Here is a 21908-nt window from a genome sequence, read left to right on the forward strand (position 1 = left end):
ATGGACTTCACCGTTCCCGAGGCACAGACCGACCTCGCCTCGCTCACTCGCCGGATCGCCGAGGACTGGGCTGAGAAGAACCCCAAGCCCGGCGATTCGGGCCTGTCCCGCGACCTGTGGGCCGCGCTGGCCCGGTCCGGCGTCCTCGACGCGGCGCTGCCCACGTCGGTCGGCGGCGGCGGCCTCGGCGTCACCGCCCACGCCGCGGTACTCGCCGAGCTCGGCCGCACCGTCGCCCCCGCCCCGTATCTGGACACCGTCCTCGTCGGCGCCGAGATCCTCGCGGAGTACGGCACGCCCGAGCAGATCGAGACGTGGCTCGTCCCGGTGCTGCGGGGCGAGGACACCGTCGCCGTCGTCTTCGGCGACGACCACACCGGCTTCACGGCGAGCGTCTCCCCCGACGGGTGGCGACTCAACGGCGCCCAGACCGCCGTCTCGTCGGCGGCCTTCGCCGACACCCTGCTGATCGAGGCGACCACGCCGGAGGGGCCCGCGCTGTTCCTGCTGCCCCGGGACGCCAAGGGCATCAGCATCACCCGGCAGCACGTGGTGAACGGCTCCGACGCCGCGCTCGTGGAGGCCGCGGCCGTGCCGCTCCCGCGCGGGGCCCGTCTCCTCGGCGACGGCGCCCCCGCCCGGGCCCGCCGCCTCGCGACCATCGGCTGGTGCTCCCTGCAGGCCGGCATCACCGAGCGGGCACTCGAACTGACCGCCGACTACGCCCGCACCCGCGAGCAGTTCGGCAAGCAGATCGGCAGCTTCCAGGCCGTCCGGCAGCGCCTCGCCGACGCCTACATCGACGTCGAGGCCGTCCGCCTCACCGTTCTCGAGGCGGCCTGGCGCGAGTCCGAGGGACTCGACGCGACCGCCGAGATCGCCACCGCCAAGTTCTGGGCCGCCGAGGCCGGACATCGCGTGGCGCACACCACCGTCCACGTGCACGGCGGCGTCGGCATCGACACCGATCACCCCACCCATCGCTACTTCGTGGCGGCCAAGCGCGCGGAGTTCGCGCTCGGCGGCGCGACGGCCCATCTCCGCGCCCTCGGCGCGACCCTCGCCGGAAGGAACCCCGCATGATCCGCAAGCTGTACAAGACCGCGACCACCCCGCTGTCGCCGAACGATGCCGTCGACTACGTCGTGATCGGCTCGGGCAGCGCGGGTTCCGTCGTGGCCGGCCGGCTGGCCGACACCGGCGCCACCGTCGCGCTGCTCGAAGCGGGTCGCAACGACAACACCCGGCTCGCTCAGGTACCGGGCATGATCTCGATGGTCCACACGGTGCCGCAGCTCAAGTCCCGGGTCGCGTGGAAGCAGTACTCGGTGCCCCAGAAGTTCGCCAACGACCGGCGGATCCCGATGACGCGCGGCAAGATCCTCGGCGGCTCGAGCTCGATCAACGGCATGCTGTTCGTCCGCGGCAACCGCGCGAACTACGACTCGTGGGCCGCCGAGGGCGCGACAGGCTGGGACTACGAGGGCGTGCTGCCCGCGTTCAAGCGACTCGAGAACTGGGAGGACGGAGCCACCGACCTGCGCGGTACCGGCGGCCCCATCGAGGTCACCCGCCAGCGCCACCTCACCGCGGCCACCCGGTCCTACATGCAGGCCCTCTCGTCCACGCTGGACACGCCGGTCATCGAGGACTACAACGGACCGTCGCAGGAGGGTGTCAGCGTCTTCCAGCAGAGCGCATCGGGCGGAACGCGGTTCAGCTCGTCACACGGCTACCTCCGCGGAGCGCGGCCGAACCTGCGCGTGCACGTGGGGGCGCACGTCAAGCGGGTGGTGATCGAGAACGGACGCGCCACCGGCGTCGAGGTGCTCGACGGCAACTCCGTCACCACGATCCGCGCCAACCGCGAGGTCATCGTCTCCGGCGGTGTCATCGGCACCCCGCAGATCCTCATGCTGTCCGGCATCGGACCGGGTGCGCACTTGCGCGAGAAGGGGATCGACGTGCACGCCGACCTCCCCGTCGGCCAGAACCTGCACGATCACCTCTTCGTCCCGCTGACCTTCCTGATGAAGGATGCAGTGCACAAGGGCACGCCCCCGTACTTCGCGAAGGGCCTCGCCAAGGAGTGGCGCAGCCCCGGCGAGAGTTTCATGGCCAACACCGTCTTCGACGCCGCCGCCTTCGTGCGCACCTCGTACGCGAAGGACATCCCGGATCTGCAGATCCACTGCCTGCCGTGGAACTACCCGACGCCGAACCAGGACGCCGACAAGCTGCACATGGTCGATCCGCGGCCGGGTCTGACGATCCTGCCGACACTGATCTACCCGCAGAGCCGCGGCGAGCTGCGCCTGAACTCCACGAACCCGTTGGATCAGCCGTCGATCGACCCCGGCTACCTCAGCGACCCGCAGGACACCGAGGTGCTCATGGAGGGCATCGGCATGATCCGCGAGGTGATGAGCCACCCGTCGGTCGCACCGATGGTCAGCGAGGAGTTCACCCCGGGCGCCGCGTACGCGGACGACGCCGCGCTGCGCCGCGAACTCCCGAATCGCGTGCACTCGGTGTACCACCCGGTGGGCACCTGCCGGATGGGCACCGACGAGCGCGCCGTCGTCGATCCCGAGCTCAAGGTCATCGGCGTCGAGGGGCTGCGCGTCGCGGACGCCTCGATCATGCCGTCGATCACGGGCGGCAACACGAACGCCCCGTCGTACATGATCGGCGAGATGTGCGCGCGGTTCCTCGGCGCCTGAGATGACGGCTCCGCTCCCCACGGTCGCCGACCTGCTCCGTGCCCGCGCCGACGATCCCGGCGCGGGCCTGCGGGCCGGCGACCGCACGTGGAGCTGGGCGGAGCACGTCGCGGCGTCCGCGGTCCGCGCGTCCGCCCTGCGGGAGCTCCTTCCGGACGGCGCGCCACCGCACGTCGGCGTGCTCGCCGACAACGTCCCCGAGTTCTCGCTGCTCCTCGGCGCGGCGGCACTGTCGGGCGCGGTCGTGGTGGGGCTCAACCCGACCCGCCGCGGCGAGGCCCTCGCCCGGGACGTCGCGCTCGCCGACTGCGGCGTCGTCCTCACGCAGGGCCGGCACGCCGCGCTCCTCGAGGGCCTCGACCCGGGCGTCCCGGTCATCGATCTCGACGGTCCGCGGTGGGCCGCGCTCCTCGACGCCCACGCGGGCGCCCCGCTGCCGACCGCCGGCGTGACCACCGACAGCCTGCTCGCCCTCGTCTTCACCTCCGGGACCAGCGGCGAGCCCAAGGCCGTGCAGGCCACCCACGGCAAGTTCACCGGCGCGGGAATCATGCTGGCGCAGCGGTTCGGACTGCGCGGCGACGACACCGCCTACGTCGCGATGCCCCTCTTCCATTCCAACGCGCTCCTCGCGGGCTGGGCGGTGGCCGTGGCCGCCGGCGCGACCATCGCTCTGGCCGAGCGCTTCTCGGCGTCGGGCTTCCTCGCCGACGTGCGCCGGTACGGCGCCACCTACGCGAACTACGTGGGCACGCCGCTCTCCTACATCCTCGCCACGGAGGAGCGCCCCGACGACGCCGACAACCCGCTGCGCGTCCTGTACGGGAACGAGGGACGCGCCGAGGACGTCGCCGCCTTCGCACGGCGCTTCGGCTGCCACGTCCAGGACGGCTACGGCTCGTCGGAGAACGGCGTCGCCATCGCCCGCACCCCGGACACCCCGGCCGACGCGCTCGGCCCGCTGCCCGACGGGTCGCCGTGTGGAAGCCCGGCACCTCCATCGAGTGCCCGCGCGCCGAGACCGCCCCGGACGGCACGCTCCGCAACGCCGACGAGGCGATCGGCGAACTCGTGAACACCGCCGGCACCGGCGGGTTCTCCGGCTACTACAACGATCCCGCCGCTGACGCGGCGCGCTCGGACGGCGGCGTCTACCGCACGGGCGATCTCGCGTACGTCGACGAGGCGGGCTACGTCCACTTCGCCGGCCGCACCGGCGACTGGATGCGGGTGGGCGGCGAGAACCTGGGCGTCGCCCCCATCGAGCGCGCTCTCCTGCGCCACCCGGCGGTCGCGGAGGCCGCGGTCTACGGGTTGCCGGACCGTGTCGGCGACCAGGTGGCGGCGGCTCTCGTCCTGACGCCCGGCACGGACCTCGATCCGACGGAGTTCGCCGCGTTCCTGCGTGCACAGCCGGACCTCGGACCGCGGCAGTACCCGCGCCGCTGGCGGGTCGTGGAGGAGCTGCCGCGGACGCCGTCGTTCAAGGTGCTCCGCCGCGCCCTCGTCGACGACGGGATCGACGCCACCGCACCGCTACCCGGGCAGTAGCGCTCGCACCGCGTCGATCGTGTCCGCCTCGGCGGCGGTCTTGTCGGGGCGGTAGCGCAGCACGCGGGCGAAGCGCAGCGCCACGCCGCCGGGGTAGCGGCGCGAGACCTGCACCCCGTCGAGCTCGATCTCGACGACGATCTCCGGACGCAGGTAGACGGTGTGCTCGTCGCGAGCACGCTCGTGCAGCGGGAACTCCTCGGTCTGCCAGCGCAGTAGTGCGTCGGTGAGCCCCTTGAAGGTCTTGCCCACCATCACCGGATCGCCGCCGTCCGGGTCGCGGGCACCCAGATGCAGGTTCGAGAGCATCCCGGTGCGCCGGCCGTAGCCCCACTCGGCGCCCAGCACCACCAGGTCCACCGTGTGCGTCTGCTTGACCTTCTGCCACGCGCGGCCCCGGCGGCCCGCCGCGTAGGGCGAGGCGAGCGCCTTGATCATGACGCCCTCGTGCCCCGCGGCGAGGGCGGCTTCGTAGTGGGCGACGGCCTCGTCCCGGGTGGGCCGGGCCAGCGCGGGGATGCGTAGCTCTCCGGCCACGGTCTGCAGTGCGTCGAGCCGGACCGACAGCGGCTCGTCCAGCAGGTCGCGCCCGTCGAGGTGCAGACAGTCGAAGAAGTACGGGCGCAGCACCGTCTCCCCGGATTCGGTCGACCCGAACCGGCTCATCGTCTCCTGGAAGGGCCGCGGCCGACCCGCATCCGTGAGCGCGAGCGACTCCCCGTCGAGCACGACGGACCGGCAGGGCAGTTCCCGGGCCAGCGCGACGATCTCGGGCACCGCGTCGGTGATGTCGCGGAGGGTGCGCGTGTAGACGCGGACCTCGTCGCCGAGGCGGTGCACCTGGATCCGGGCGCCGTCGAGCTTGAACTCGACGCTCACGTCGGTGCCCAGGTCCGCCAGCGCGGCGTCCACGCCCTCCGCCGGCGAGGCGAGCATCGGCGAGACGCCGCGCAGCACCTCGAGGCCGAAGCCCGCGAGCTCGTCGGCGCCGCCGCGCAGGGCCGCGGCGGCGGTGTCGGGCAGCGAGCCGGAGAGCATCGCCGCGCGCCGCACCGTCTCGAGCGGGACGTCGGCGGCGCGGGCGACCGCGTCGGTCACGACGCCCGCGAGGGCACCCTGGCGCAGCTCGCCCGTGATGAGTCCGACGAGGAACCGCTGCTCCGCCGCCGTCGCCCGACCGAACAGGCCGGTGAGGACGGCGTCCCGTCGGGCGACGGAGCCCGCGCCCGAGGTGCCGGCCAGCTCGTCGAGGGCGGCGGTCACCTCCTCGACCGTCAGCGTCGGGTCGGCCGCCGGGGCGAGTCCGTCGACGGTCCGCGCGACGGTGCGCCATCCCGCGCCCAGGCGGCCCTGCAGCAGTTCGCCCGACAGCCACGCGACGACGGGGCGCACGTCCGCCGTCCCGGCGGCGCGGATCACCGCGGCCAGCGCGGCGATCTTCGCGGTACGCGAGCGCGTGCCCGCGACCTCGGTGGACACGGCGACGACCTCGGCGAACAGCACCCCGTCATTGTGGCGCAGACCCCTGACAGAAGCGGCGCGACCGCGGGCGACGGTCCGCGTCAGCGCCACGACAGTCCCACGACAGCGGGGCGATGCATCGTGATGACCATGACGATCACACAGATGAGGACCGGCCAGAGCCCGTCCTCCCCCACCGACCTCGCGATCGACGCCCGCGGCCTGGTCAAGCACTTCGGTGCGACCCGCGCGGTCAACGGCGTCGACCTGCAGGTGCCCACCGGCACCGTCTACGGCGTCCTCGGCCCCAACGGCGCCGGCAAGACGACCACCATCAGCATGCTCTCGACGCTGCTCAAGCCGGATGCGGGCAGCGCCCGCGTCTTCGGGCACGACGTCGTCGCCGAGTCCACCACGGTGCGCTCGCTCATCGGCGTCACCGGCCAGTACGCCTCCGTCGACGAGGACCTCACGGCGCGGCAGAACCTCGTGCTCTTCGGCCGTCTGCTCGGCAAGAGCCGCGCCGAGTCCCGGTCGCGCGCCGAGGAGCTGCTCGGCGCCTTCGGCCTGGAGGACGCGGCGAACCGCCCGCTCAAGGAGTTCTCCGGCGGCATGCGGCGGCGGCTCGATCTGGCCGCCAGCCTCATCGACACCCCGCCGCTGCTGTTCCTCGACGAGCCGACCACCGGCCTCGACCCGCGCACCCGCTCGCAGATGTGGGACACCATCCGCGAGCTCGTCGCCCAGGGCTCGACGGTGCTGCTCACCACGCAGTACCTCGACGAGGCCGACCAGCTGGCCGACCGCATCGCGGTGATCGACCACGGCCTCGTCATCGCCGACGGCACGGCCGACGAGCTCAAGGCCTCGGTCGGTTCGTCGACGCTGCAGCTCACCCCGGCCGACCGCGCCGACGCGCCGGTCGTCGCGCGCACCGTCGAGAAGATCCTCACCGAGACGGCGGCGTTCAGCCCCGAGGCGGCCCGCGTGACCGCCCCGCTGCACCGCCCCGACCTGGTGCCCGACCTGCTCATCGCGCTGCGCGAGCAGGGCGTCGCCATCGAGGAGATCACGGTCTCCAAGCCCAGCCTCGACGAGGTCTTCCTCACCCTCACCGGCCGCCCCGATGACGCGGCCGCCACCGATTCCGCCCAGGAGGCGTCATGACCACCACCCTCACCCGCGCCCCCGGCCGCACGCCGGACCGCGCGGCTCCGAACCACATCGGCCTCGCCGAGACCGTCCGGCAGTCCTTCACGATGGGCTGGCGCGGCGTGCTCAAGATCCGGCACAACCCGGAGCAGCTCTTCGACGTCGTGCTGCAGCCCGTCGTCTTCACGCTGATGTTCACGTACATCTTCGGCGGTGCGATCAGCGGCGACGTGCACAGCTACCTGCCGGTCATCATCCCCGGCATCCTCGTGCAGACCGTGATCGTCGCGTCGATCGTCACGGGCACCCAGCTCCGCGAGGACATGAACAAGGGCGTCTTCGACCGGTTCCGGTCGCTGCCGATCGCCCGGATCAGTCCCCTCGCCGGCGCACTGCTCGCGGACGTCGTGCGCTACCTCATCGCCACGGTCATCACCTTCATCGTGGGCATCGCGATGGGGTGGCGCCCGGATCCGGTGGGCGTCCTGGCCTCCACCACGCTGATCCTGTTCTGCAGCTTCGCCGTGTCGTGGATCTTCGCGCTCATGGGCTGCCTCATGCAGAAGGCCACCGCCGTACAGGGCGTCTCGATGATGATCATGTTCCCGCTCACCTTCCTGTCCAACGCCTTCGTCCCGGTCGAGACCATGCCGGGCTGGCTGCAGGCCTTCGTGAACGTGAACCCGATCAGCCACCTGGTCTCCGCGATCCGCGAGCTGTGCAACACCGGCCACGCGGGCATCCACGTCGTGTGGAGCCTCGTCGGCGCGCTGGTGATCATCGCGATCTTTGCGCCGCTCGCCGTGCGGGCCTACATCCGCAACGCCCGCTGACGGCACCGCCCGCAGCAGCCGCCGGCACCCGACCGCCGCGCTACGCCCTCCGGCGGAGCGCGGCGGTGGTGTCGCGCAGGAGCCGGACCGCCCGCGACCGGGACAGTCCCGCGATGCGTGCGCCCTGAGCGCGCCACGCCGCCTCCGGGGCGCCCTGCGGCGGGTCGGCGAGCCGCTGCATCGTCTCGTGCATGACCGGATAGTCCTGGCGCGCACCGAGCCTGCGTGCGAGCCCCGCCATGATCGCGGCCTCCTCGGACGCCGGATCCGTCGCCACCAGGTGGGCACCGACGGCGAGCGCCATCGTCGCCGCCTGGGGCAGGTCCCAGTAGCCGGTGATCCCGAACATGGCCTCGTCGCCGGCGATCAGCGCCGATACGAGCTCTCCTCCGGTCTCCGGCGCCACGCTCGCCACGACCCCGAGCAGCGCGATGGCGACCAGCATCTCGCCGCCGGGGTCCCTGCTGCCGTTGGGGATCCGCCGCACCAGCAGCTCGCCCGCCCGCCGGTACAGGGCCGCGTCGGGGGCGCCCCGCAGCCGTGCCAGCTCGGCCGCCCCGATCATCATGGCGGCCACGATCTCGGGCCCGCCGTCGGGATCGGGGTCCGTGGGCAGCCACGCCCCCTGGAGGGTGCGTTGCAGCGCCTCCGCCTCGTCGATCCGGCCGAGCGAGCACAGGCTCGCGACCAGGTACGCCATCGCCTGCTTCGCGTCCTCGTCGGCCCCGATCGAGGCCAGCTTCTCGGTTGCCGTGCGGTAGCGCCGCTCCGCCTCCTCCCAGCGGGCCTGCTGGCCGAAGATGCTCGCCGTGCTCATGGCGAGCATCGCCTCCGTCCACGCGTCGCCCGGTTCGCCGATCGCGCCGATCGCGGCGGAGTCCTCCAGGGCGCCCACCAGATCACCGCAGTTCTCCCGCAGGTTCATCCGCGCCGCCAGCGCGTGCAGGCGGACGTCGTCCGCGGGCGAGCTCACCCCGGCCAGCACGAGCCGGAGGAGGCCGTAGACCGAACGCTGGAGGAAGAAGGCGCTGAAGTAATCGGCCGGCTCGAGCAGCGTTCGCTCCGGCCGGTGCAGCCGGCGGATCATGGTGCGGCCCCGCGCGACGTGCCGCGACGTCGGATCCGCCCCCGGGGCGGCGCACGCCGCGAGTACCGTGGCCTGCCACAGCTCGCGGTCCTCGTCGGCGAGCCCCGCGGCCAGTTCCTCCCGCGGGTCGGGGAGGGCCTGGACGATCCGGATGCCGATCTCCTGCACCTGCGCGTGCAGGCTCCGCATCGACCACAGGCCCGCGAGCAGCGGGAAGACCCGGATCACCGTCCACGCCGCGTCGCGATCGCCGGCGACGAGCGCGTCTACGGCCCCGCGGAGCACGAACGCCAGGTTCTCGAGGTCCTCCGCGAGGCGCCCGATCACCGCATGACCACCGACGGAACGGTATTCGCGCCACATCGCGGAGGCGAGATCGGCGGCCCAGGACGACATGGCGAGGTCCACGAGACGGCTCTCGGGCGTCCCGGCGGCGGACGGCGGCGCCTCCGTGAGCCGCTCCTCGCCGAACTCGCGGACCGTCTCGAGCATCCGGTAGCGGGTGCGGCCCCCGCTCTCGGCGACGTGCACGAGGGACTGGTTCGCCAGCGAGATCAGCGCGTCGTCGAGCGCGACCGGATCCAGCCCCGTGGTCGCGGCCGCGGCCCCGGTGTCGAAACCCGCGGGGAAGCGGCAGAGCCGGCGCAGGGCGAGCTGCGCGTCGGGTTCCAGTAGGTCCCAGCTCCATTCGATCACCGCGTGCAGCGTGCGGTGGCGGTCGGGTGCGGACCGGTCGGCGGAGCGCAGCAGCGCGAACCGCTGTTCCAGCCGGTCGGTGATCTCCTCCACGCTCAGGGTGCGCACGCGCGCCGCGGCGAGTTCGATCGCCAGCGGGAGGCCGTCCAGTCGGCGGCACAGCTCGGCGACGGCGTGCTCCGGCAGCGCCACGTCGGGACGCACGGCGCGGGCGCGCTGCGCGAACAGCTCGACCGCGGCGGACCCCGCACCGTGGGTCGCCAGGACGGGCAACGGGTGCACCCGCTCCGCCCGGATCTGCAGGGGCGAGCGGCTCGTCGCGAGCACCGTGACGCCGGGCGCCCCGGCCACGAGGTCGGCCACCACGTCGGCGCAGGCGTCCACGACCTGCTCGCAGTTGTCCAGGACGACGAGGCAGCGGCGCCGCCCCAGCGCCTCCAGAACACGGGCGCCCAGATCTCGGATCACCCTGCGCGGCATACCGTCCGCGCCGAGGTCCGACTCCGCCAGGCCGAGGCCACGGGAGATCGCGGGCAGCACGCCCGCCGCGGAGCGGACCGCGGCGAGGGGCACGTAGTAGACCGGAGTGCCGGCGTCCGCGACGGCGGCGCCGACCGCCTCGGCGATGCGGGTCTTCCCCACCCCGCCCGGTCCGAGCACGGTCACGACCCGCGCCTCGTCGACCAGGCGCACCAGTTCGGCGACCTCCGCAGCGCGCCCGATGAGCGGCGTCACCTCGGCCGGAAGTCCCACGGCCGCGGCGCGTGCGGGCTTCGACGACGTCGGCGCCGTACCCGCCAGCAACTCGCGGTGCAGGCGCGTCGCCTCGTCGCCGGGCTCGGTCCCCAGCTCGGTGATCGACGTCCGCCGCAGGTCCGCGTAGGCGGCGAGGGCCTCGGCGGTCCGCCCCGATCCGGCGAGCGCCCGCATGAGCACCACCCGGGCGGGCTCGTCGAGCGGATCGGCGGCGATGCGCCGCTCGGCGATCGCGTGCGCCGCGTCGAGGTCGCCGGCGGCCAGCGCGCCGGCGGCCCGCCGCGCTTCGAGGCGGTCGAAGACGCCGGCCGCGCGCCGCGCGAGCTCGTCCGCGGGCCCACCGTCGTCGAGGTCGCCGGCCGGGGTTCCGCGCCACAGGCGCAGGGCCCGCGCCTCGTCGCCCCGATCGCGGAGGGCGGCCTCGGCCCGGGCGAGATCGGAGTCCGCGTCGAGGCGGTAGCCGCCGGCCACGGCCTCGAGGACGGCGGGCCGGATGAGCGCACGGACGCGCGAGATCTGCGTGTGCAACGCGGCGTTCGGCGACTTGGGCGGGGCGTCGCCCCACACCTCGTCGACGAGACGGTCGGCACTGACCGGGCGACCGTCGGCGAGCACCAGGGCGACGAGGAGCCGCCGGGCCCGCACGCCGGGCACGGGCCGACCGCCGGCGACGACCGGTCCGAGGACGCCGATCATCGCCGCGTCGTCGGGGGCGCTGCCGTCGTGCACCCGGCCAGCGTAGTCGCGGACGGTCCGCCGGTCCGCGGTCGCGGTGGCCCGCTCAGCGGATGCGCAGCTTGCGCATCCAGCGCAGGACCTGCTTCGTCTGCTGGGCGTACTGCTCGTAGCTCTGCCCCGGGCGCGGGTTGTACACCTGCTGCTTGAGCGTCGCGAGGTTGGTGGTGTCGGTGTACTTGAGCAGGCCCGCGTCGCCGTGGCGCACGCCGACGCCCGACGCCTTCCAGCCGCCCGACGGGGTGCCCTTGCTCGCGAAGGAGGCCGCGAAGCCGTCGTTGACGTTGACGTTGCCCGCCTCGAGCTGCGCGCCGATCCGCGCCGCGCGGCGCAGGTCCTTGCCCCACACGCTGGCGTTGAGGCCGTAGCGGGTGTCGTTGGCGAGGCGGATCGCCTCGTCATCGCTCGAGTACCGGAACAGGGCGACGACGGGGCCGAAGGTCTCGGCGGAGGCGAGGTGCATGTCCGGGGTGACGCCGGTGAGGATCGTCGGCGCGTAGAAGGCGGGGCCGACGTCGGTGCGTTCCCGCCCGCCGCACAGCACAGTGGCGCCCTTGGCCCGCGCGTCCTCGACGTGTGCGGAGACGCGGCGCAGCTGGTCGGGCGAGGCGAGCGAGCCCATGTCCGGCTCGTAGTCGTAGGTGGCGCCCAGCTTGAGGGCACCCGCGGCGGCGACGAACCGACGGGAGAACTCGTCGTAGATCTTCTCGTGCACGTACATCCGCTCGATGTGCATGCACGCCTGGCCGGCGTTGGCGAAGACCGCGAAGATCGCCGACGGGATGGCCTCGTCGAGGTCGACGTCGTCGAGCACGATCATCGGGTTCTTGCCGCCGAGCTCGAGGCTGCAGCCGATGAGGTTGCGCCCGGCCCGCTCGCCGACGGTGACGCCCGTGGCGGACGAGCCGGTGAACATGACGAAGTCCGACTCGTCGATGAGCGCGGGGCCCACGTCCGGCCCCTGCCCGCAGACCACCTGGAACAGTCCCTCCGGCGCGCCGGCGCGCCGCAGCAGCTCGACGCCGTAGAGGGCGGCCAGCGCGGTCTTGTTGTCCGGCTTGAGGACGACGCCGTTGCCGGCGATGAGGGCGGGGATCGCGTCCGAGAGGGCCATCGCGAACGGGAAGTTCCACGGAGCGATCACGCCGATGACGCCCTTGGGCCGGTGCAGCTCCACGGAGTTGCTCACCACGGGGACGGGTCCGCCGCGGCGGCGGGAGCGGAGCAGCTTGGGCGCGGACTTGAGGTAGTGGCTGATCACCATCGGGACGTCGCAGGACTCCTCGAAGGCCATCCGCCGGTTCTTGCCGGTGCCGCTCTGGATGAGGTCGACGAGCAGCTCGTTGTTCTCGAGGATCAGCTCGTGCAGCCGCCGGAACACGGCGAGGCGCTCCTCGAGGGAGCGCTGCGCCCACTGCCGCTGCGCCTCCCGGGCGGTGGCGAAGGCCGCGACCACGTCGCTCGGGGTGGACTGCGGGAGCGCACCGATGGCCGCGCCCGTGAACACCTCGCTCATGGTGAACGGTTCGCGACTGCCGTCGGCCACCACCAGCGCTGTGAGGCGCTCGATCAGCTCGTCGGTGATGCGCGCGGGCAGGGTGCTGTCGATCTGCGTGGGCGAAGCCATACCGAACTGTAACCCAAACCCTAGAACTTGTTCTAGATTCGAGGAATGGTCAACGATCTCAATCTGGGCATCAACCTCGGCTACTGGACCCGTGGGCCGGAGGACCACACCGCGGCCGTGGTCGCCGCCGACGAGCTCGGCTACGACTACGTCTTCACCGCCGAGGCCTACGGCTCCGACGCCTTCTCGACGCTCGCCTGGTACGGGGCCCGCACGAAGCGGATCAAGCTCGGCACCGCCGTCGCGCAGATCCCCGCGCGCACGCCCACCGCGACCGCCATGCACGCCCTGACGATCGACGGCCTGTCCGGCGGCCGCATGGTGCTCGGCCTCGGCGCCTCGGGCCCGCAGGTCGCCGAGGGGTGGTACGGGAGCCCGTTCCCCAAGCCGCTCGCCCGCACCCGCGAGTACGTCGACATCGTGCGCCAGGTGATCGCCCGCGAGGAGCCCGTGACCAGCGCGGGCCCGCACTACCCGCTGCCGCTGCCGGGCGGCACCGGACTGGGCAAGCCACTCAAGTCCATCGCCCTGCCGGTGCGGCCGCGGATCCCGATCTTCCTCGGCGCGGAGGGACCGAAGAACGTCGCGCTGTCGACCGAGATCGCCGACGGCTGGCTGCCGCTGTTCGCCGATCCGCAGCAGGTCGAGTCGGTCTTCGGCGAGTCCCTGGCCGGCCGATCCGCGGACTTCGAGATCGCCGCGACCGTCTCGGTGATCGTCTCCGACGACCTCGATGCCGCGCTCACCCAGGCGAAGGTCCCGCTCGCGTTCTACATCGGAGGCATGGGCCACAAGTCGACCAACTTCCACCTCGACCTCATCGGGCGGCTCGGTTTCGCCGACGCCGCGGTCGCGGTGCAGGAGAAGTTCCTCGCGGGCGACCGCGTGGGCGCCATCGCCGCCGTCCCCGACGAGCTCGCCGATTCCATCGCCCTGCTCGGGCCGATCGACCGGATCGCCGAGCGCCTGGCACTCTGGCGGGATTCCCCGGTGACGACGGTGCTGTTCAGCGGAGTCCGGGACGAGCCCACGCTGCGGGCGCTGGCCGAGGCCGCCCGGGGCTGAGCGTCAGCGCCGGCCGAAGGTGAAGGCGAGATCCCACGGATCCGCGTCCCACCGGCTGATCGCCTCGATCATCACGGTCGGGGCGGTCGCCACGGTCTCTGGACTCGACGGTGCGCTGATCGTGGCGGTCCGGTCCCAGTCGTCGATGTAGGGCGCCCAGAGATCGGAGTCCCGCGGCGGCGGCGCCGTCTCGACGACGGTGACGAAGACGCCGGGCTCGGCGCCCGCCGGGAGCACCGCGAAGAGGCAGAAGGGCTCGCGCTTCGCGTCGCGCGCGCCGCGTTCGACCACGAGGTACTCGTCGGTGGCGGCGCAGTGCTCGACCGCCCGGGTCAGCACCTCGCGGAAGTCCTCGAAGGTCGAGCGGGAGGGCCGCTTCTCCGGGGCGAGGGCGATGGACTGCGCCTCCATCGTGAGGCTCCCGTCGTCCGCCCGGAGCGGGACGCGGGGCCGCACGAGGAGCGCACCGTCGGCCTCGGACAGCCGCGCCGCCTCGCGGTACCGGCCCTCCTTCCGCGAGACACGGCCGACACGGCCCGTCGCCTGGACCTCGCGGAGCCAGGCGTCGTCGGGCACCGACCAGAGGCGGGTGGCACCGTCGTCCGACCAGGTCCGGACGAGGCCCCCGACGCAGGGGCTGATCTCGACGAACCCTTCGGAATCCTCCGACTGCGCATGCGATCCGGGCATCGTCCGCCCCTACAGGTACGCCGCGGTGCTTCCGCCGACCGGCAGCTCGGGCATGCCGAGCTTGCGGTGGTCCCAGGAGCGCACGCGGCCGCCGCGCAGGCGCACGGCGACGCGCTTCTTCATCATCTCGTCGATCGCGGGTTTGAGCTCCTCGGAGTACGGACCGAAGTAGCGCTCGTAGACCTGCTCGCAGACCGCGCGCACCGTGGCCTCGTCCTCGACGATCTCGGCGGTGCCCTCGATGGTGACACCGCGCAACTGGTCGTAGGACTGCCCGGCCTCGACCGACGCGCTCATGAGCGGGTTGCGGCGCAGGTTCACGACCTTCTGCGACTTGGCCTTCGTCTCGATCCACAGGTCGCCGTCGATCACGGCGTACCACATGGCGACGAGGTGCGGCACCCCGCCGGCACCCAGGGTGGCGATGGTGGCGGTGCGGCTGCGCTCGAGGAAGTCGCCGATCTCCGCCTCGGTCATCTGGATCGTGCCGCGCTGATTCGTTCCCATGGGGTCAGCGTGCCAGGTTCAGGCGGTCGACGGCATCCTCGAACTCGCCGACCAGCTCGGCCATGATCTCGGCGACGGGCCGCACCGCGTTCATCCGGCCCACGATCTGGCCGACCGGCATCGCGACGACCGAGGGATCGCCCGAGGCGTGGATCCGGCTGTGCGCCTCCCCCACCAGCAGGTTCTGCAGGGGCATGGGCAGGGCCGACGGTGCACCGGGCTGCTCCCAAGCCTCCGTCCACCGGGTCTTGAGCAGGCGGGCAGGCTTGCCGGAGAAGATCCGCGTGCGCACGGTGTCGGCGCTCGTCGCGGCGACCAGGGCGTCCTGCATGGTCTGCGATTTCGTGTGCGTCTCGAGGTACTCGGTGGTGGTGAGCCAGTACGAGCCCATCCACACGCCCTCGGCGCCGAGGGTCAGGGCCGCGGCGATCTGCCGGCCGGAGCCGATGCCGCCCGCGGCGACGACGGTCGCGTCGTCGCCCACCTCGTCGACGATCTCGGGGAGCAGCACCATGGAGCCGATCTCGCCGGTGTGACCGCCCGCCTCGTAGCCCTGCGCGATGACGATGTCGACGCCGTTGTCGACGTGGGCGCGGGCGTGCTTGGCGCGGCCGGCGAGCGCGGCGACCTTGACGCCGTGCTCGTGCGCGGCGTCGATGACGTCCTTCGGCGGCGAGCCGAGGGCGTTGGCGATCAACGCGATCCGATGCTTGAGTGCGACGTCGACGTGCGAGCGGGCCACCGAGTGCAGCCAGCCGAGCACGCCCGCGCCGGCGGCACCGTCGGGCAGCTCGGGCACCCCGAGCTCGCGCAGCGTTCGCTCGACGAAGGCGCGGTGCTCCGCGGGGATGAGCTCGGTGAGGTCGCCCGCGCTGCCCTCGGTGGGCACCTTGTTGGGCATGACGATGTCCACGCCGTAGGGCCGCCCGTCGGTATTGGCGTCCATCCAGTCGAGGACGGCGTCGAGCTCCGCGGGATCGTTGAACCGGACGCAGCCGAGGACGCCGAGGCCGCCGGCCCGGGAGACCGCCGCGGCCACGTGCTCCGACGGGGTGAAGGCGATGACCGGGTACTGGATGCCCAGGTCCTCGCACAGGGGTGTGCGCATGAATCCTCCTGAAGACTTCTTTCCTCCAAACTAGAACCTGTTACTGTCCGGGGAGGCGGATTCCCGCAATTGCCGATCCTCGTCTCGGCGAGGGTCCTCGACCCAGGAGCCTCAGTCATGACAGACGCCCCGCACGCCCTCGTCGAGCAGCGCGGCCACACGCTGCTCATCACCATGAACCGGCCCGAGCGCAAGAACGCGCTCACCGGCGAGATGCTGCAGATCCTCAGCGACGCCTGGGACCGCATCGACGCCGACCCCGAGATCCGCAGCGCCGTGCTCACCGGTGCGGGCGGCGCCTTCTGCGCCGGCGCGGACCTGAAGAACATGGCGAAGTCGAACCCCGGCGAGGCGATGAAGGAGGGCAGCGCCTTCGATCCGGCCCGGATCCCCGGCCTTATCAAGGGCCGCCGCCCGGGCAAGCCGCTCATCGCCGCGGTCGAGGGCGCCGCCATCGCCGGCGGTACGGAGATCCTGCAGGGCACCGACATCCGCGTCGCGGGCGAGAGCGCGAAGTTCGGCGTCTCCGAGGCGAAGTGGAGCCTCTACCCGATGGGCGGCTCCGCCGTCCGGCTGCCGCGCCAGATCCCGTACACGGTCGCGGCGGACCTGCTGCTCACCGGCAGGCACATCACCGCTGCGGAGGCCAAGGAGTACGGGCTGATCGGCCACGTCGTGCCCGACGGGGACGCACTGGCCAAGGCCCTCGAGCTCGCAGAGCTCATCAACGCCAACGGCCCCCTCGCCGTGCAGGCGATGCTGCGCACCATGCGCGCCACCGAGGGCATGCACGAGGAGGAGGCCTTCAAGGTCGACGCGAAGGAGGGCCTGCCCGTCTTCCTCTCCCGCGACGCCAAGGAGGGCCCGCGCGCCTTCGCCGAGAAGCGCGCCCCGGTCTTCGAAGGCCGCTGACCCTGCAATTGAACACCGTTTCTGTTCGCCCCGACCTGCGGTTTCTCCGAACAGAAACGGTGTTCAATCGGATGACTAGGCGTACTGGGCGCGGAGGGCCTTCTTGTCCGGCTTGCCGAGCGGGCTGACGGGGATCGACTCGACGAGGTCGACGGTCTTGGGTGTGTAGACGGCGCCCTTGCGGTCGCGGACCAGATCCCGGAGCTCCTCGACGTCGACGGTCGCGCCGGCGCGGGGCACCACGACGGCCTTCACGGCCTCGCCCCACTTCTCGTCGGGCACACCGATCACCGCGACGGACGCGACCGACGGGTGCGTCGAGATCACGTCCTCGACCTCGCGCGGGAAGACGTTGAAACCGCCGGTGACCACCATGTCCTTCTTCCGGTCGACGATGTAGAGGTAGCCCTCGTCGTCGAACCGGCCCACGTCGCCGGTGTGCAGCCAGCCGTGCTCGGTGGCCTCGGCCGTCTGCTCCGGCTTGTTCAGGTAGCCCTGCATCACCAGCGGGCCGCGCACGCAGATCTCCCCCGGCGCACCGGGTTCGACGGGGCGCCCGGCATCGTCGAGCAGGGCGACGTTCACCCACGGGACGGGCTTGCCGCAGCTCGCCAGCCGCTCCGGCTTCGACGGGTCGTGGTCGCCGCGGCGCAGCACGGAGATGGTCATGGGGCACTCGGCCTGGCCGTAGAACTGGAAGAACACGGGCCCGATCCGCTCGATCGCCTCGGTCAGCCGGGTCGGCGAGATCGCGGACGCGCCGTAGAAGACGGTCTCCAGGCTGGAGAGGTCGTAGTCGCCGAACTTCGGGTGATCGAGCAGCGCGTAGATCATGGTGGGCACCAGCATCGTCGCGGTGATCCGGTACTTCTCGATCGCCGCGAGCACGGCCTCCGGCTCGAACCGGGGCAGCACGACCATCGAGCCGCCGGTCATCGACGTCGGGTTCCAGAAGGCGCCGCCGGCGTGGCTCAGCGGCGCGCACACGAGGAACCGGATCTCCTCCGGCCATTCCCATTCCGTGCGCTGGATGCGCAGCAGCGCCGCGCCGCCGGAGTAGCTGAGCATGACGCCCTTACTCTTGCCGGTGGTGCCGCCGGTGTACGCGAGGCTCGCGGTCGACGACGGGTCGGCGGTGTGCGCAGCGAGCGGTCCGGGCTCGAATCCGGCCGCGACGGCGGTGAGGTCGACGCCCGCCTCCGTGGGCCCCAGGGAGAGCAGTGTTTTCAGCCCCGGCACCCGATCCCGCAGGTCCGCGGCGCGCTGCTCGTACAGGCGCGGGTCGTAGATGAGGGTCTCGATCCCCGCGTCGTCCATGACGTAGACGTGATCGTCGAGCGAGCCCATCGGGTGCAGCGCGGCGAAGCGGACGCCGGTGATCAGGTTGGTGGACTGGGCGATCAGCACCTCGTGCCGGTTGCCGGAGAGCATCGCGACGGGGCTGCCCACGCCGAGCCCGACGGCGGCGTACGCCTGCGCGTAGCGACTGACCTCGTCGCGCACCTGCGCGTAGGTCAGCACGGAGTCACCGTCGGCTCCGGTGACGTGCACGGCGACGCGGTCGGGGTAGGCGGCGAGGGAGCCGAGCAGGATGTCGCCGGCCAGTGGCTCGCGGTGCAGATCGTCCATGGAACACCTCGTGGATCGTTTGCGGGAATACCGGCGCGGAACGCGGTAGGAACGTTTTCCACGGTAAGGGCTGATCGCCGTTTCCGGGATACCCTTGCGCCAAAAAGTTAGAACATGTTTCACTCGTGAGGTGACCGCAGAAACGCAGACCCTCTCGGCGCCGATGCACCTGTCCTTCGACTACACCCGGTCGCTCGGACCGGTCCTGGGCGCGTTCATGACGAACCTCCGCGAGCGCCGCATCGTCGGCACCCGCGACGCGGCCGGGCGGGTGCACGTGCCCCCGCTGGAGTTCGATCCCGACACCACGGCCGCCCTCAGCGAGATCGTTCCGGTCTCCGACACCGGCACGGTGACCAGCTGGAGCTGGAACGCACACCCCGTCGACGGGCAGCCCTTCGACCGGCCCTTCGCGTACGCCCTCATCAAGCTCGACGGTGCCGATACCTCGCTCCTGCACGCCGTCGACGTCGCGGGCCCCGAGGACATCTCGACCGGCATGCGGGTGCACGCCCGCTGGGCCGCCGAGACGACCGGCGCGATCGGCGACATCACGCACTTCGTCCCCGGCGAGGGCGACGGCGTCCCTGCGGTCGCCACACCGTCGGGCGACCCGATCGAGGTCCTCATCACCCCGGTCGCGCTGCGGCTCGAGCACTCCGCCTCCGTCCCGGAGACCCGATACCTGCAGGCCCTGGCCGAGGGACGGCTGTTGGGCCAGCGGTGCGGGACGTGCGGCAACGTCTACGTCCCGCCGCGCAACGCGTGCCCGATCGACGGCATCCCCACCACCGAGGAGGTCGACCTGCCGGACACCGGCGTGGTCACCACCTTCTGCGTGGTCAACGTGCCCTTCCAGGGGCAGCGGATCAAGCCGCCGTACGTCGCCGCCTACGTGCTGATCGACGGCGCCGACATCCCGTTCCTCCACCTCGTGCTCGGCTGCGACCCGTCCGAGGTGCGGATGGGCATGCGGGTGCGGGCCGTGTGGAAGCCGCGCGAGGAGTGGACCGAGAGTCCCGGCAACATCTCGCATTTCGAACCGACCGGTGAGCCGGACGCCCCCTACTCCAGTTACGAGAAGCACCTGTGAGCACACGCACCTGCACCGATCCGGACGGCTCCGTCGCCGTCGTCGGCTACGCCGCCACCCCGTGGCTGCGGGCCGCGCAGACCACCACCAACGGCGTGGAGATGCTGATCCCGCTGTTCGCCGACGTCTTCGCCCAGACCGGCCTCACCAAGTCCGACATCGGATTCTGGTGCTCCGGGTCGTCGGACTACCTGGCGGGACGGGCCTTCTCGTTCATCGCCGCGATCGACTCCATCGGCGCCGTGCCGCCGATCAACGAGTCGCACGTGGAGATGGACGCCGCGTGGGCGCTGTACGAGGCCTGGGTGAAGATCCGCACCGGCGAGATCGACACCGCCCTCGTCTACGGCTTCGGCAAGTCCTCCGCCGGCGTGCTGCGCCGCACGCTGACCATGCAGCTCGACCCGTACACCGTCGCGCCGCTGTGGCCCGATTCGGTGTCCGTCGCCGCGCTGCAGGCCCGTGCGGGCATCGACTCCGGCGCGTGGACCGAGGCCGACATGGCCGCGGTCGCCGCGCGCAGCCTCACCGACGCGACGGCGAACCCCGCGGCGCAGGTGTCGCGCACCGTCGACGCGGAGACGCTCCTGGGCGAGCCGCTGTGGGCGGATCCCCTGCGCCGGCACGACATCGCGCCCGTCACCGACGGTGCCGCCGTCGCTATCCTCGCCTCCGCCGAGCGCGCCCGCGAGATCCGGGAGAATCCCGCGTTCATCACCGGCCTCGAGCACCGGATCGACTCGCCCGCACTGGGCTCGCGCGACCTCACCCTGTCGCCGTCGACCACCGCCGCGGCCCGCGCCGCCGGAGCGGACGGCGTGCAGCTCGCCGAGCTCCATGCGCCCTTCACCCACCAGGAACTGATCCTGCGCAGGGCGATCGGTCTCGACGACGACGTACGGATCAACCCGTCCGGCGGTGCGCTCGTGGGGAATCCCATGTTCTCCGCGGGTCTCGCCCGGATCGGCGAGGCCGCCCGCGCCGTGTGGAACGGCGACGCGGAACGCGTCCTGGCGCACGCCACCGGCGGACACGCCCTGCAGCAGAACCTGATCGCCGTGATGGAGGCCAAGTGATGGGCAAGCCCACCGCAGTACTCGGAACGGGCCAGACCCGCCACCGCGCCAAGCGCACCGACGTCTCGATGGCCGGCATGATCCGCGAGGCCGTCGACGCAGCGCTGCTCGATTCCGGCACCACCATGGCCGACATCGACGCCATCGTGATCGGCAAGGCGCCCGACATGTTCGAGGGCGTCATGATGCCCGAGCTGTTCCTCGCCGACGCGCTGGGCGCCGTCGGCAAGCCGCTGCTGCGCGTGCACACCGCGGGCTCGGTCGGCGGGTCGACCGCCGCCGTCGCCGCCGCCCTGATCAAGTCGGGCGTGCACAAGCGGGTACTCACGGTGGCGTGGGAGAAGCAGTCGGAGTCGAACGCCATGTGGGCGCTGTCGATCCCGGTCCCGTTCACGGTGCCCGTGGGCGCCGGCGCCGGCGGCTACTTCGCCCCGCACGTCCGCTCCTACATCCGGCGCTCCGGCGCGCCCGACCACGTCGGCGCGATGGTGGCGGTCAAGGACCGGCGCAACGGCGCCCGGAATCCGCTGGCGCACCTGCACCAGCCCGACATCACCCTCGAATCCGTGCAGGCGTCCCAGATGCTCTGGGACCCCATCCGCTTCGACGAGACGTGCCCGTCGTCCGACGGCGCCTGCGCCATCGTGCTCGGCGACGAGGAGGCCGCCGCGGCATCGGAGGCGGCCACCGGCAACCGCGTCGGGTGGGTACTCGCGACCGCGATGCGCACCGAACCCCTCGCCTACGCGGGCCGCGAGCACGTCAGTCCTCGCGCAGGTCAGGACGCCGCAGCCGCGCTGTGGCGCGACGCCGGCATCACCGACCCGCTGCGCGAGGTGGACGCCGCCGAGATCTACGTGCCCTTCTCCTGGTTCGAGCCGATGTGGCTGGAGAACCTCGGGTTCGTCCCCGAGGGGCAGGGCTGGAAGCTCACGGAATCCGGCGGCACCGAGATCGGCGGGGAACTGCCCGTGAATCCGTCCGGCGGCGTGCTCTCCTCCAACCCGATCGGCGCGTCCGGCATGATCCGGTTCGCGGAGGCCGCGAAGCAGGTCATGGGGCGGGCCGGGGACTACCAGGTCGACGGTGCCCGCAAGGCCCTCGGCCACGCCTACGGAGGCGGTTCGCAGTACTTCTCCATGTGGCTGGTGGGCGCGGACAAGCCCGCCTGACACCCGGCAGTGTTCCCCAGACCGCTGGATGGGCG

Annotated in this window: 16 protein-coding genes and 1 pseudogene; 10 read left to right on the plus strand and 7 right to left on the minus strand. The window is 72.3% G+C overall.

Features of this window, described 5'->3' with window-relative positions; genetic code table 11:
* The 3 genes and pseudogenes from LB823_RS03290 (at nucleotide 1) to LB823_RS03300 (ending at nucleotide 4274) form a co-directional block, all read left to right on the plus strand.
* Complete coding sequence (locus LB823_RS03290; RefSeq protein WP_224645341.1) at nucleotides 1-1083, plus strand: acyl-CoA dehydrogenase family protein; 1083 nt, start codon at nucleotides 1-3, stop codon at nucleotides 1081-1083.
* Nucleotides 1080-2723, plus strand: coding sequence for a GMC family oxidoreductase (locus tag LB823_RS03295; protein ID WP_224645342.1), 1644 nt, complete (start codon nucleotides 1080-1082; stop codon nucleotides 2721-2723). The genes LB823_RS03290 and LB823_RS03295 overlap by 4 nt, the downstream gene beginning before the upstream one ends.
* A gap of 1 nt (nucleotide 2724) precedes the next feature.
* Nucleotides 2725-4274 (plus strand): annotated as a pseudogene (locus tag LB823_RS03300) (AMP-binding protein).
* On the opposite strand, the gene LB823_RS03305 reads toward LB823_RS03300, so the two are convergent.
* Nucleotides 4260-5777, minus strand: coding sequence for an ATP-dependent DNA ligase (locus LB823_RS03305; protein ID WP_224645343.1), 1518 nt, complete (start codon nucleotides 5775-5777; stop codon nucleotides 4260-4262). The pseudogene LB823_RS03300 and the gene LB823_RS03305 overlap by 15 nt on opposite strands.
* A gap of 102 nt (nucleotides 5778-5879) precedes the next feature.
* Here LB823_RS03305 and LB823_RS03310 point away from each other — a divergent pair, with 102 nt between their 5' ends.
* The gene (locus tag LB823_RS03310; protein WP_374201267.1) at nucleotides 5880-6902 is read left to right on the plus strand and encodes an ATP-binding cassette domain-containing protein; all 1023 of its coding nucleotides are present in this window, start codon (nucleotides 5880-5882) and stop codon (nucleotides 6900-6902) included.
* Complete coding sequence (locus tag LB823_RS03315; RefSeq protein WP_224645345.1) at nucleotides 6899-7720, plus strand: ABC transporter permease; 822 nt, start codon at nucleotides 6899-6901, stop codon at nucleotides 7718-7720. The genes LB823_RS03310 and LB823_RS03315 overlap by 4 nt, the downstream gene beginning before the upstream one ends.
* A 40-nt stretch (nucleotides 7721-7760) precedes the next feature.
* Here LB823_RS03315 and LB823_RS03320 read toward each other — a convergent pair whose 3' ends face one another.
* Complete coding sequence (locus tag LB823_RS03320) at nucleotides 7761-10988, minus strand: BTAD domain-containing putative transcriptional regulator (protein WP_224645346.1); 3228 nt, start codon at nucleotides 10986-10988, stop codon at nucleotides 7761-7763.
* A 52-nt stretch (nucleotides 10989-11040) separates the two neighbouring features.
* Entirely contained in the window at nucleotides 11041-12621 is a 1581-nt protein-coding gene (locus LB823_RS03325) for a succinic semialdehyde dehydrogenase (RefSeq protein ID WP_224645347.1), read from the minus strand.
* Between the two features lie 45 nt (nucleotides 12622-12666).
* On the opposite strand from LB823_RS03325, the gene LB823_RS03330 reads away from it, so the two are divergent.
* Nucleotides 12667-13686, plus strand: a complete 1020-nt coding sequence (locus tag LB823_RS03330; protein ID WP_224645348.1) for an LLM class F420-dependent oxidoreductase — start codon at nucleotides 12667-12669, stop codon at nucleotides 13684-13686.
* A gap of 3 nt (nucleotides 13687-13689) precedes the next feature.
* Here the strand turns inward: LB823_RS03330 and LB823_RS03335 are convergent, their stop codons facing one another.
* From LB823_RS03335 to LB823_RS03345, 3 genes are read right to left on the minus strand one after another with little or no spacing between them, the layout of a single operon-like run.
* Entirely contained in the window at nucleotides 13690-14376 is a 687-nt protein-coding gene (locus tag LB823_RS03335) for a hypothetical protein (RefSeq protein ID WP_224645349.1), read from the minus strand.
* 9 nt (nucleotides 14377-14385) lie between these two features.
* Nucleotides 14386-14883, minus strand: coding sequence for a pyridoxamine 5'-phosphate oxidase family protein (locus LB823_RS03340; RefSeq protein WP_224645350.1), 498 nt, complete (start codon nucleotides 14881-14883; stop codon nucleotides 14386-14388).
* 4 nt (nucleotides 14884-14887) lie between these two features.
* Nucleotides 14888-15991, minus strand: a complete 1104-nt coding sequence (locus LB823_RS03345) for a nitronate monooxygenase family protein (RefSeq protein WP_224645351.1) — start codon at nucleotides 15989-15991, stop codon at nucleotides 14888-14890.
* 117 nt (nucleotides 15992-16108) lie between these two features.
* Here LB823_RS03345 and LB823_RS03350 point away from each other — a divergent pair, with 117 nt between their 5' ends.
* Entirely contained in the window at nucleotides 16109-16903 is a 795-nt protein-coding gene (locus tag LB823_RS03350) for a crotonase/enoyl-CoA hydratase family protein (protein WP_224645352.1), read from the plus strand.
* A 75-nt stretch (nucleotides 16904-16978) separates the two neighbouring features.
* Here the strand turns inward: LB823_RS03350 and LB823_RS03355 are convergent, their stop codons facing one another.
* A complete protein-coding gene (locus LB823_RS03355) occupies nucleotides 16979-18532 on the minus strand; it encodes an AMP-binding protein (protein WP_224645353.1) in 1554 nt (517 codons plus the stop codon).
* Between the two features lie 163 nt (nucleotides 18533-18695).
* On the opposite strand from LB823_RS03355, the gene LB823_RS03360 reads away from it, so the two are divergent.
* The 3 genes from LB823_RS03360 to LB823_RS03370 are packed head-to-tail and all read left to right on the plus strand — an operon-like array spanning nucleotide 18696 to nucleotide 21873.
* Complete coding sequence (locus tag LB823_RS03360) at nucleotides 18696-19625, plus strand: Zn-ribbon domain-containing OB-fold protein (RefSeq protein WP_224645393.1); 930 nt, start codon at nucleotides 18696-18698, stop codon at nucleotides 19623-19625.
* Nucleotides 19622-20701 carry a thiolase domain-containing protein gene (locus LB823_RS03365; protein ID WP_224645354.1) on the plus strand — a complete coding sequence of 360 codons (1080 nt, stop codon included), beginning with the start codon at nucleotides 19622-19624 and terminating at the stop codon, nucleotides 20699-20701. The genes LB823_RS03360 and LB823_RS03365 overlap by 4 nt, the downstream gene beginning before the upstream one ends.
* On the plus strand, nucleotides 20701-21873 hold the full coding sequence (locus LB823_RS03370; RefSeq protein WP_224645355.1) for a thiolase domain-containing protein: 1173 nt from the start codon (nucleotides 20701-20703) through the stop codon (nucleotides 21871-21873). The genes LB823_RS03365 and LB823_RS03370 overlap by 1 nt, the downstream gene beginning before the upstream one ends.
* The last annotated feature ends 35 nt before the right edge of the window (nucleotides 21874-21908 follow it).

This window comes from Tsukamurella sp. M9C (assembly GCF_020169415.1).
GTDB lineage: Bacteria > Actinomycetota > Actinomycetes > Mycobacteriales > Mycobacteriaceae > Tsukamurella.

Excerpts from the sequence above, each read along its gene's own strand:
- LB823_RS03290 (WP_224645341.1), top strand. The coding sequence starts at position 1 with ATGGACTTCACCGTTCCCGAGGCACAGACCGACCTCGCCTCGCTCACT.
- LB823_RS03295 (WP_224645342.1), top strand. The coding sequence starts at position 1,080 with ATGATCCGCAAGCTGTACAAGACCGCGACCACCCCGCTGTCGCCGAAC.
- LB823_RS03310 (WP_374201267.1), top strand. The coding sequence starts at position 5,880 with ATGACCATGACGATCACACAGATGAGGACCGGCCAGAGCCCGTCCTCC.
- LB823_RS03315 (WP_224645345.1), top strand. The coding sequence starts at position 6,899 with ATGACCACCACCCTCACCCGCGCCCCCGGCCGCACGCCGGACCGCGCG.
- LB823_RS03325 (WP_224645347.1), bottom strand. The coding sequence starts at position 12,621 with ATGGCTTCGCCCACGCAGATCGACAGCACCCTGCCCGCGCGCATCACC.
- LB823_RS03330 (WP_224645348.1), top strand. The coding sequence starts at position 12,667 with ATGGTCAACGATCTCAATCTGGGCATCAACCTCGGCTACTGGACCCGT.
- LB823_RS03335 (WP_224645349.1), bottom strand. The coding sequence starts at position 14,376 with ATGCCCGGATCGCATGCGCAGTCGGAGGATTCCGAAGGGTTCGTCGAG.
- LB823_RS03340 (WP_224645350.1), bottom strand. The coding sequence starts at position 14,883 with ATGGGAACGAATCAGCGCGGCACGATCCAGATGACCGAGGCGGAGATC.
- LB823_RS03345 (WP_224645351.1), bottom strand. The coding sequence starts at position 15,991 with ATGCGCACACCCCTGTGCGAGGACCTGGGCATCCAGTACCCGGTCATC.
- LB823_RS03350 (WP_224645352.1), top strand. The coding sequence starts at position 16,109 with ATGACAGACGCCCCGCACGCCCTCGTCGAGCAGCGCGGCCACACGCTG.
- LB823_RS03355 (WP_224645353.1), bottom strand. The coding sequence starts at position 18,532 with ATGGACGATCTGCACCGCGAGCCACTGGCCGGCGACATCCTGCTCGGC.
- LB823_RS03360 (WP_224645393.1), top strand. The coding sequence starts at position 18,696 with ATGCACCTGTCCTTCGACTACACCCGGTCGCTCGGACCGGTCCTGGGC.
- LB823_RS03370 (WP_224645355.1), top strand. The coding sequence starts at position 20,701 with ATGGGCAAGCCCACCGCAGTACTCGGAACGGGCCAGACCCGCCACCGC.